Here is a 9,254-nt window from a genome sequence, read left to right as displayed (position 1 = left end):
CCACACGTACTCGGCATATTCCCGTGGCATTGAAAATTTGATGGGTGCCTTCATGTGGCTCGATCTCACGCCCAAAGGCCGCCATCAATTCGATGACGGTCACAGCCGGCTTAGTGACGACGGCCGGGACGTCCGAACAATCGGGCGACCCAGCGGCGCGAGGACTGGATGTCATTGACAGTCACTGGCGAGATCACTGGATTAGGAGAGCTTCCGCAGTCGGGGGTAAACCGAAAGTCCCGCAATCAGGAGCAGAGCGGCGCGATTAGCCCTTAGCTGACCTTGCCGCGCTGCCGGCCAACCGTCAGCTTGTGACCCCCGAACGGACATTATCGCCTACGAACAAGGCCCCGCTTCGCGCGTCTGCCGAGCCGCTCGCTGTGTCGAACAAAGCCGCAGCCAGTGAGCAAGATCGTGAGAAGGCCAATCTCCCAACGACCGGCAGCAAATAGAGCGATGCAAATCAGATAAACAAAGAAAAGCAGGACGGTCCAAGCTAGGGCAAACCCCAGATAGGTTCGTCCGGTCGGGATGTTGCTCGTGTTATCCGGCATGACCCTAGTGCAGAATTACGGCCGTCTAGCTAAACCGGGTAGCGCCATTTCAACGCGCGGCGCAGGAAGAGTAAAGCCACGATGATCGCCAGGGCGGAAAACCAGAGGAAAGCCGGGACAGGCGAGTGATTGTGAGTGTGGGCGATCTACAGCACTAGGGCTAGAAGCAGGCCGACCAGCGCGTTCGACGACCAGTACAAAGGCGAGCGCAAACCCCCGCTGCTGCCAGCTCAGCGGTCCGTTCGCGAGCGCGTGTTACGCGCCACCAATCAAACCCCAAGAGCGAAATAGCAATGATCCAGACCATTTCAGCCTATTCGCATAAAGAACTGCAAGCACTCTTGCTCAAATCGCTCGAATTAGCCGCATCTCGCACTTTTGCGGAGGGAGTCACTTCGCCTTCTGGCCCCTGAGCCGAACACCGGGTGAGCCGTCGCCGTGTCGGCTGTGCGAGGTAGACCGGACAGAGGCCGCCGAGCTAAGCTTGACCTGTGCGCGCGAGGGCGGCAGAGCGCGCAGGCAGAGCGCTTTCATACATTTCCTTTCCAGATCAGCCATCGGTAGACGCCGAACACGTTGATAAGTGTCACCACCACGTTTTGCACCATCAGCGCATATTCCGCTGTTAGATAGCCGACGACGATCCAGATCACCGATGCACCGCTCAGCACGACGAAGGCCCAGCCGGTAATGAGTGGCCGCGCCCGGGCAGCTAGGATCAGCCCGGCGCCGATCGTGCCGACTGTCGCCACCCAACGCAGGATTTCATCCATGACGCTTGTGCTCCCCGAAAGCCGACGTCGGAGCGTCGCTCCGCGATTTGCCTATACGGGCGCAGTCACAGGCAGGCCGCCGGAGTGGAACTTTCCGTCTCGTGCGCCGACCACCATGCGACCACCGCCCGAGCGACTTGGCTCCACAGTGGCGGCGGAAGGTCAGGGCACCACGTGGTCCTTTGCCGACGTTCCCACCCGCTTCGAGCTGACGTCTCCTCAGCGCCCTTAGCGGACTCCAGATCTCTGCGCATGAACGAGTCGACGGTTGCCCCGAAGGGAGTACACGGCCCGCTTTTGATGGACATTAGGATAATAGGGCAACAACCTCATCGCCCAGACGACACTGCCTCAGCCGCGACGTGAGAGGAAATCGAGCACGCCGGTCTTGTAGACCTTATCGCCGACCGCCCGCATGTGATCGCGGCCCGGGATATCGAGCACTTGCGCGCCCGGGATGATCGCACCGAGTGCGCCGGCAGAGCCTGCGACGTCGTCGGCGGTGCCGACCGCGATCAGCACCGGCACCTTGATGCGTGCAGCCTGCGGCCTCGTCATGAGGTCGCGCGTGCCGCGGAGGCAGGCGGCGAGCGCACGGCGATCGGAACGAGTCTGATCGGCGAAGGCGCGGAAGGTGCGCCCAACGGGATCGGTGACGTCGTCGAGCGAAGGTGCCTCCAGCGCCTTGGCGACGTTCTCGCCGGGGCCGGTGCCCTCGATCAGACCGCCGATGCCGATGCCGCCGAGGATCGCCGAGCGCAGGCGCTGCGGCTCGTGGAGCGCAAGCCACGCCGCCATCCGTCCACCCATCGAATAGCCCATAATGTCGGCCTGCGGGATCGCGAGATGATCCATCAGTGCCAGCACGTCGCCGGCCATTATTGGGATCGAGTATTGCTGGGGCTCGTAGAGCTTCGCACTCTCGCCGTGGCCGCGATTGTCGAGTGCGATGACACGGCGGCCGTTCTTGCGCAGTTCCGAGACCCAGGTCGGATAGACCCAGTTCACGTTCTTGCTGGAGGCAAAGCCGTGCACGAGAATGATCGGGTCGCCCTCACCTTCGTCGAGATAGGCAATTTCAACGGCGCCGTTGTGGAAGCTCGGCATCATCAGTTCCGCAGGTCTTGAGGGGAAAAGTCGATCTTAGAGCACGATCCGGACAAGTGTGCAGCGGGTTTTTCCGCTCCACAAACGCGGAACGCGTTTGCGCGGAGATCATGCTCAAACAATAGCCTCTATCGCGGCTACGAATGACCTCAATCTCATCGCGCTTCAGACCCTGAGGGCTGCATCCGCCAGGGCGGCCTCGGCGGCCCTCTGCGCCCGGCGGAGCCGCCGCGCGCGCCTGCGATCACACCAGGCCTGGGTCAGGCGCTCGGTGGTCGCCTTGATCGAGGACAACAGTCCCAACAGGGTCAGTGCCGCGCCGAATAGCCAGAGCGTCAGATCGAACGCACCGCCGATGAGGAGCAGCGCGCCGCGGCCAAGCAGTTTCATGATGGCGCGAGTCTTGCCGCCCTGCGCTTCCGCGAGCCGGGCCGCGCGCGCCACATCTTTCGGGCCTTCGGCGATCCGCAACGTGTCCATCGCCCCGCGCGTGCCGGTCTTTCCGGCGACGCGCGTGACGTCCTTGCCGAGCCGAACCAGCGCGCCGGCCTTTTCGGCCCGGAACGCAGCCTTAATCGCACTCACGGTCTCGCCCGGGCGCAGCACCGAACCCTTGGCGACCGCGTTCTGAAGCATCGGCGCGTCGACGATCTCGCGCGCGGACCGGCCGGCCCACGCGGCCAGCCCCTCGCCGAGCCGCCCCACCTTGCGCGCGTCCTTCACCAGCGTCAGCCCGGCGCGCACCGGCGCGGCACCACCGACGGTGACGTAGGTCGCCGCCGTCACCGCAAGGCCTGCCGCCGCCAGCCCCAGCACGAGGCGGTCGGTATCCTCGCCCATGGCGAGGTGCTTGCCTTCGCGGACGACGTCCCTGATGTCGCCGATTACGAAGAGATCGCCGGCCACCGTTCCCGACAGGCTCGCGACGTCGTCGGCATTGCCGGTGACGAGACCGGTGGCAAATCGTTTGGCGAAATGGGAGGTGGAATTCTCGGCTTTGACCGCATCGCTGACGCGGTTCAGGAGGTCGTCCGGCAGCGCGATGTTGCGGTCACGCGCGAGCGCGACGAAACTGTCGGCGAGATCGGCGTCGCCTGCGGCGAGCGCAGCCTCGATGTTGTCCTGAACAAGGCGATCGTTCTGCCGCAGCAGCGCATCGAGCTTGAGCTCGGAGAGCACCGCGGGATCATCCTGGGCGGCGAGAAGCGCGCCGGCCTCGCGGGCATGCGGCGCAACCTGCGCGAGCAGGAACGCGCAGGCCGCGACACCGGTCAACGCTGTGCTGATTCGCAGCCATTTCATGCGGAAAGCCTGGACGGTCCTAAAATCGTTGACGCCTGACGATTCGTCTGTCGTCGCAATTGCGCTCGCCCACAGACATAGTACGCCGAAATTGCGACACAACGTCCCCGACGAAAGAAGGGCTTCTCTCAAGCCGCAAGATTGTGTCGAATTTGCATGAGCAAATGAGCATGGGGCAATTGCGGAGCTTTCGGTTCCGCTGGACTAGCAATCATCTACACCCGCCAGTATGGTCCGCGGCGCCTTACTAATGCCGCGTCAGTTTGATTGTATCTGCCGCCATTGCCACTCCAGGATGAACTACGATGTCCGACCATGTCGTCCCGCACTTCCATAACGATGCCGGTGTTCCCGTCATCGAGATCGGCTCGCAAGAGTTCATGTGCGTGGGCGCCAATCCTCCGTTCGATCATCCGCACGTCTTCCTCGATCTCGGCAACGACAACGAGATCATCTGCCCCTATTGCTCGACGCTGTACCGCTTCGCGGCCGACCTGAAGGCGGGCGAGGCCCGTCCGCCGGAATGCGTGCTGAAGGACAAGGTGGCCTGACCGCTCCCATCGGTCAGGGGTGGCGCTCTCCCGAACGATTGTCATCGCCGGTGCCGGCATCGGTGGCCTGACGGCCGCGCTGGCGCTCGCGGCCTGCGGCTTCCGCATCGTCGTGCTGGAAAAAGCCGAGCGCCTCGAGGAAGCCGGCGCCGGTCTGCAACTCTCCCCCAATGCCAGCCGCGTGCTGGTCGAGCTCGGCCTGACCGAACGCCTCAAGCTGGGCGTCGTGACCCCGGAGGCGGTCTCGATCATAAGCGCGCGGGCCGGCGGCGAGCTGCTGCGCATGCCGCTTGGCCAGGCAGCCTCCGCGCGCGCCGGCGCTCCCTATTGGGTGGTGCACCGCGCCGATCTGCAATCGGCGCTCGCCGGCGCGGTGTCCGACCATCCTGATATCGACCTGAAGCTGGGCGCAACCTTCGAGGACGTCGCGCCTCACACCAAGGGGCTGACGGTGGTCCATCGCAGCGGCACGATCCGCCGCAGCGATCTTGCGAGCGCATTGATCGGCGCCGACGGCATCTGGTCGACGGTCCGCCAGCACCTGTTTCCCGACGTGCAGCTGCGCTTTTCAGGCCTGATCGCCTGGCGCGGCACGCTCGATGCGACGCAACTGCCGAAGGACTACACCGCGCGCCGGGTGCAGCTCTGGATGGGCCCGAACGCCCATCTCGTGGCCTATCCGATCGCGGGCGGACGCCAGATCAACGTGGTCGCGGTGCTGCCGGGCACGTGGAACAGGCCGGGCTGGAGCACGCCCGGCGATCCTCTCGAGGTCATGGAGGCTTTCGCCGCACCGCGCTGGCCGCCACCGGCGCGGATGATGCTCGCCGCGGTCGAAGCCTGGCGGAAATGGGCGCTGTTCGGCGTGCCTGACGGCTGCCCGTGGAGCAAGGGTCCCGTCGGGCTGCTCGGCGATGCCGTGCATGCGATGCTGCCGTTCGCAGCGCAGGGCGCCGGCATGGCGATCGAGGATGCCGCCGTGCTCGCCCGGCATTTGAGCGTCGAGGCGGCCGAGAGCACCGCCGGCATCACAGCCGCGCTGACGCAATATGGCCGCGCGCGCCAAGCGCGCGTGCGGCGGGTGCAGCGGACCGCGCGACAGCAGGGCCGCATCTATCATTTCAGCGGGCCGCTCGCGATCGCGCGCGATCTAGCCATCCGCGCACTCGGACCGGACCGCATGCTGGCGCGGCAGGACTGGATCTACAACTGGCGGCCTTGAAGCGAGGCACCGCCGGCGCGGTGCCTCAGCGGATCGCTTTTCCGGATTTCGACGCCGGCTTGGCAGCGGATGACGGTGACGCGGCGGGCGGCGTCGGCTCGGGCGGTGTCTCCCGGCACCTGTTGCGGCGCCAGGCCTCGTCGGCAAGTTGGGCCTGGCCCCGCACCGCGATGTAGTCGTTGCGATAGGCAAGCTCGGACACGACCGCGCCGCCAGCGCCGGTCTCCGCCTTGTCCATCAGCCTCTGCAAATCGGCCGTGCGGTTGGCGAGCGCCTTGCGCTCGGTCTCGAGCTGCTTGCAGTCGTACAATTCGTATTTGCCGGGATCGGCGAAGGCCGGCGCGACCGTCTCGCTCATGCCGGCGCAGCCGGACAGCGCGACGCCGGCCGCAAGCGGCGCGAGGAGCGCGCCGAAGCCGCGCAGGAGACAGGAAAACGAAGCAGCCATGCCGGATAAATAGCCCCCGTGGATTGAGAATGCCTAAAGCAACAACAGATGTCCGGATTGAGGCTTTGCCTTGTGCGCCCGGCTCGCTTAAGGAAGGACCGCCCATCCGGCCGGCAAGACGCCAATTCCAGACGGCCGGGAGTGGCGCTTAAGTGATTGATCTCGTTAGATCAAGCGGGCATGGCGGAATTGGTAGACGCAAGGGACTTAAAATCCCTCGGCGCGCAAGCGCTGTGCCGGTTCGACCCCGGCTGCCCGCACCATCGGTGCTGATGACGCTCGCCTGCGCGCAGATCCGCAAAGCAGGCAACCGAACCAGCTGGAGTCGCGGCGGCAAAGCGCCCTTATTCTGGCACTGCGGACGCGGCGGCGTTGCTCATGGCGCGCCTTCCGTCTCAAGGCGCTTCGGCTCGGCGCGAAAATCGAGCAGCAGGATCCAGAAGCATGACAGGGAAACGACGAGAAGGGCGAAAGTGCCCTCGATCATCGCTCCCAAAAGCGACATCAGCGCCGGAACGAGGAGTCCGATCGAGAGACATGCGGCAAGCGCCAGGGCCGGAAGATCGACGATGAGGATGGCAGCATAGAGCGCAAGCTCGAAGAAGGCATATTCCTTGAGGCGCGGCGAGCTGAGATAGAGCGCAAACATGGCGAGCATCGTGACGCGCATGGCCGCGCGGGGATGATCCATCAACCAGCGATCCAGCCGCTTCAGAACCGATGCCCCTTCCCGCGCCGGCTGGTTTACCGCCACGCGGAAGATAGACAAAGCGAACGGCACGAGCACGAGCGCTGACGCGGCGGACGCATATGTCGCGAATATGATCGGCTTGCTTTCACCGAGGCCGGCATGATCCATGAGGTTTCGCGCTAGCAGCAGCAGCGACGGATTGATCTCGAAGAGATCGACGACGTGTTGGTCGGGGATTTCTCGGGCCATCGCAAGCCGCCAGCTTGCGAACAGATCGGGATATTCCAGCCCCGATATCAGGATCGGCAATGCGAAGCTGAATGTCGCCACCGCGATCAGCGCCAGCTTGCGGCAGCACGGCAGAGGCAGGAAGTAAAGCGCGGCCAGAACGGGAAAGAACACCAACTTGAACGACATCACGAAACCGAGCAACGCAGCGCCCGCGACGCGGAGCAAAGAGTTGCGGCCCTCCAACGCTCCGGAGGATGGCGGAGGAAGCAGGAGCCTCAGCGCGATCGCGGTCAGCAGTCCGCTCAGGATCGCGAAGTTGCCCGAGGCCTGCACCCATTCGAAACCGACGAACGCGCCGAGCGCGCACAGCACCTTGAGCGCAGCATCGCGCGCGCTCGGGCCCCTTCGGCCGAGCCTGGGTAAGAGGAGGCCGCAGAGCACGGCGAGGACGAGAAAGATTCCTCTGTAGTGATCGAGCAGAAAGCCGCCCGCGCACAGGGGGCGAAAGACGTCCAGCGTCACCGGCAGATAGGGGTAGGAGAGCTTGGTGCCCTTCAGGTTCTTGACGAAATAAGGATCGAGTCCGCCGACATACGCGTCGACTGCAGCGCAATTCACGCGAATGTCCCAACCATAGCCATATTTCAAATCGAGCCTGGCGTCGTTAGCGAGATTGCCGAGCACCAGCAGCGCCGTCAGCGCGATCAGGCCGGCAAGCCAGACGTTGCGCCTCGTGGCCATGTTGGCCGTGGGCTCCAACCATCGTGCTGCACCTGACATCTCGGACATCGGCGGATACCTTGTTTGGCTTGTTTCTCTCGGCGCCACTGCGGCGCGTCATCATCTCAGCCGCACTCTGGGCAGGATGCGTTTCGGTTTTATCCTGCCGGAGGGACAGGCCACGCAGGACGCCAATCTTTAGGACGGGATGGTGAATCACTGGTTTTCCGGCCGGCGTGAGATTGCGCGGTCCGCGGGATCCAGCGGCAGGGAACACTGGTCTCTCACCAATTCTTGTCCGCTCCGGCTCCGCCTGACAGCCATCCCGAAACGGGGGTTGTGCAACGCAACATCGGACTAAATAAAGCTCTCAATTTCAGAGGTGAGCTTCTTGTCCGACGTCAATGCAGATGATTGGGTGTCTTCCGGGCACCGTCCCATGGGTTTTCCCGAATTCGTCATCGTGATCGCGTCCATCATGGCGCTGAATCCGCTTGCGATGGACATGATGCTGCCGGCGCTGCCCAACATCGGCGCCGCCTTCCAGATTCCTATCGCCAACCATCTTCAACTGGTGCTGTCGACCTTCCTGGTCGGCTTCGGCGCGGGCCAGTTCGTCATGGGCCCGTTGTCGGACCGTTTCGGCCGCCGCCCCGTGCTGCTCGGCGGCATGGCGGTCTATGCGGTGGCGAGCGTGCTGGCAGTGGCAGCACCCTCGTTCGAGACGTTGCTGCTGGCGCGCGCGCTGCAAGGGCTCGGCACCTCGGCGACGCGCGTGATCGCGACCTCGATCGTGCGCGACTGCTACGTCGGCCGCCGCATGGCGAGCGTGATGTCGCTCGCGATGATGGTATTCATCGCGGTGCCCGTGGTCGCCCCCTCGTTCGGACAGGCGGTGCTGCTGGTGACGGCCTGGCGCGGCATTTTCGTCGTGCTGATGCTCTACGGCCTGCTCGCGCTCGCATGGTGCGTGCTGCGGCTGCCTGAAACCCTTCCCGAGTCCGAGCGCAGATCGCTGGCGCCCGCCGACGTGCTCTCGGCGTTCCGCCAGACCGTGACGAATCGCCAGACCATTGGCTACGCCACGGCGGCCGGCAGCGTCATCGGCGCCCTGTTTGCCTACGTCTTCTGCGCCCAACAGGTCTTCTCCGGCATCTATCACCTCGGCCATTACTTCCCGCTCGCCTTCGCGGCGATTGCGGCTGGCACCGCCATCGCCGGCTTCCTCAATGCGAGGCTGGTCGGTCGGCTCGGCATGCGCGTGATCTCGCACGGGGCACTCATGCTCTACACCGCGGTCGCGGGCGTGATGCTGCTCACCGAAAGCCTCGGCGTGCTGCCGCTATCCTTGTTCATGGCGCTCTCCGCCCTGATGATGTTCTCGTTCGGCATGATGATCGCCAACTTCACCGCGCTCGCGATGGAGCCGCAGGGCCACATCGCCGGCACCGCGTCCTCGCTCTACGGCTCGATCACGACACTGATCGGAATCGCGGTCGGCATGGCGATCGGACAGAGCTTCGACGGCACGCTGCTGCCGTTCTCGGTCGGCTTCTTCCTGTCGACCCTTGCGGCGCTTGCGATCGTGCTGGTGGGGCGACTGTTCAAGCCGCATCATCGCCCTGCCATCTGAGGAACTTCCCGCTCCCCCTCGA

The 9,254-nt window shown here is 64.5% G+C and carries 9 protein-coding genes and 1 tRNA gene; 5 read left to right on the top strand and 5 right to left on the bottom strand.

Translation table 11 applies throughout. The annotated features are described in order from the left end of the window. Positions 1-178 (top strand): DUF899 family protein (locus IVA91_RS05590; RefSeq protein WP_256466398.1); only part of this gene is annotated, 178 nt, incomplete at its 5' end. A 906-nt stretch (positions 179-1,084) separates the two neighbouring features. On the opposite strand, the gene IVA91_RS05585 is transcribed toward IVA91_RS05590, so the two are convergent. From IVA91_RS05585 to IVA91_RS05575, 3 genes are all read right to left on the bottom strand, one after another. Next, positions 1,085-1,327: a hypothetical protein gene (locus IVA91_RS05585; protein WP_051056887.1), complete on the bottom strand. Its 243-nt coding sequence runs from the start codon at positions 1,325-1,327 to the stop codon at positions 1,085-1,087. Between the two features lie 351 nt (positions 1,328-1,678). Next, a complete protein-coding gene (locus IVA91_RS05580) occupies positions 1,679-2,434 on the bottom strand; it encodes an alpha/beta hydrolase (RefSeq protein ID WP_247458414.1) in 756 nt (251 codons plus the stop codon). A gap of 165 nt (positions 2,435-2,599) precedes the next feature. Then, the gene (locus IVA91_RS05575; protein WP_247458412.1) at positions 2,600-3,736 is read right to left on the bottom strand and encodes a hypothetical protein; all 1,137 of its coding nucleotides are present in this window, start codon (positions 3,734-3,736) and stop codon (positions 2,600-2,602) included. Between the two features lie 305 nt (positions 3,737-4,041). On the opposite strand from IVA91_RS05575, the gene IVA91_RS05570 reads away from it, so the two are divergent. Both IVA91_RS05570 and IVA91_RS05565 read left to right on the top strand, forming a co-directional pair. After that, on the top strand, positions 4,042-4,287 hold the full coding sequence (locus IVA91_RS05570) for a zinc-finger domain-containing protein (protein ID WP_007602543.1): 246 nt from the start codon (positions 4,042-4,044) through the stop codon (positions 4,285-4,287). Between the two features lie 19 nt (positions 4,288-4,306). After that, entirely contained in the window at positions 4,307-5,509 is a 1,203-nt protein-coding gene (locus tag IVA91_RS05565; protein ID WP_247458411.1) for an FAD-dependent monooxygenase, read from the top strand. Positions 5,510-5,534: 25 nt separating this feature from the next. Here the strand turns inward: IVA91_RS05565 and IVA91_RS05560 are convergent, their stop codons facing one another. Next, positions 5,535-5,957: a twin-arginine translocation pathway signal gene (locus tag IVA91_RS05560; RefSeq protein WP_247458410.1), complete on the bottom strand. Its 423-nt coding sequence runs from the start codon at positions 5,955-5,957 to the stop codon at positions 5,535-5,537. Positions 5,958-6,131: 174 nt separating this feature from the next. Here IVA91_RS05560 and IVA91_RS05555 point away from each other — a divergent pair. Beyond that, positions 6,132-6,220, top strand: a tRNA-Leu gene (locus IVA91_RS05555). 113 nt (positions 6,221-6,333) lie between these two features. Here the strand turns inward: IVA91_RS05555 and IVA91_RS05550 are convergent. Further along, a complete protein-coding gene (locus tag IVA91_RS05550; RefSeq protein WP_247458409.1) occupies positions 6,334-7,620 on the bottom strand; it encodes a hypothetical protein in 1,287 nt (428 codons plus the stop codon). A gap of 370 nt (positions 7,621-7,990) precedes the next feature. On the opposite strand from IVA91_RS05550, the gene IVA91_RS05545 reads away from it, so the two are divergent. Further along, on the top strand, positions 7,991-9,232 hold the full coding sequence (locus IVA91_RS05545) for a multidrug effflux MFS transporter (RefSeq protein WP_247458408.1): 1,242 nt from the start codon (positions 7,991-7,993) through the stop codon (positions 9,230-9,232). Positions 9,233-9,254: the final 22 nt, after the last annotated feature.

It is taken from the genome of Bradyrhizobium sp. 153, assembly GCF_023073835.1.
Taxonomy (GTDB): Bacteria; Pseudomonadota; Alphaproteobacteria; order Rhizobiales; family Xanthobacteraceae; genus Bradyrhizobium.
The sequence above is the reverse complement of the archived record's forward strand: the minus strand, read 5'-3'. Positions and strand labels throughout refer to the sequence as shown.

Excerpts from the sequence above, each read along its gene's own strand:
- IVA91_RS05550 (WP_247458409.1), bottom strand. The coding sequence starts at position 7,620 with ATGGCCACGAGGCGCAACGTCTGGCTTGCCGGCCTGATCGCGCTGACG.
- IVA91_RS05570 (WP_007602543.1), top strand. The coding sequence starts at position 4,042 with ATGTCCGACCATGTCGTCCCGCACTTCCATAACGATGCCGGTGTTCCC.
- IVA91_RS05585 (WP_051056887.1), bottom strand. The coding sequence starts at position 1,327 with ATGGATGAAATCCTGCGTTGGGTGGCGACAGTCGGCACGATCGGCGCC.
- IVA91_RS05575 (WP_247458412.1), bottom strand. The coding sequence starts at position 3,736 with ATGAAATGGCTGCGAATCAGCACAGCGTTGACCGGTGTCGCGGCCTGC.
- IVA91_RS05560 (WP_247458410.1), bottom strand. The coding sequence starts at position 5,957 with ATGGCTGCTTCGTTTTCCTGTCTCCTGCGCGGCTTCGGCGCGCTCCTC.
- IVA91_RS05580 (WP_247458414.1), bottom strand. The coding sequence starts at position 2,434 with ATGCCGAGCTTCCACAACGGCGCCGTTGAAATTGCCTATCTCGACGAA.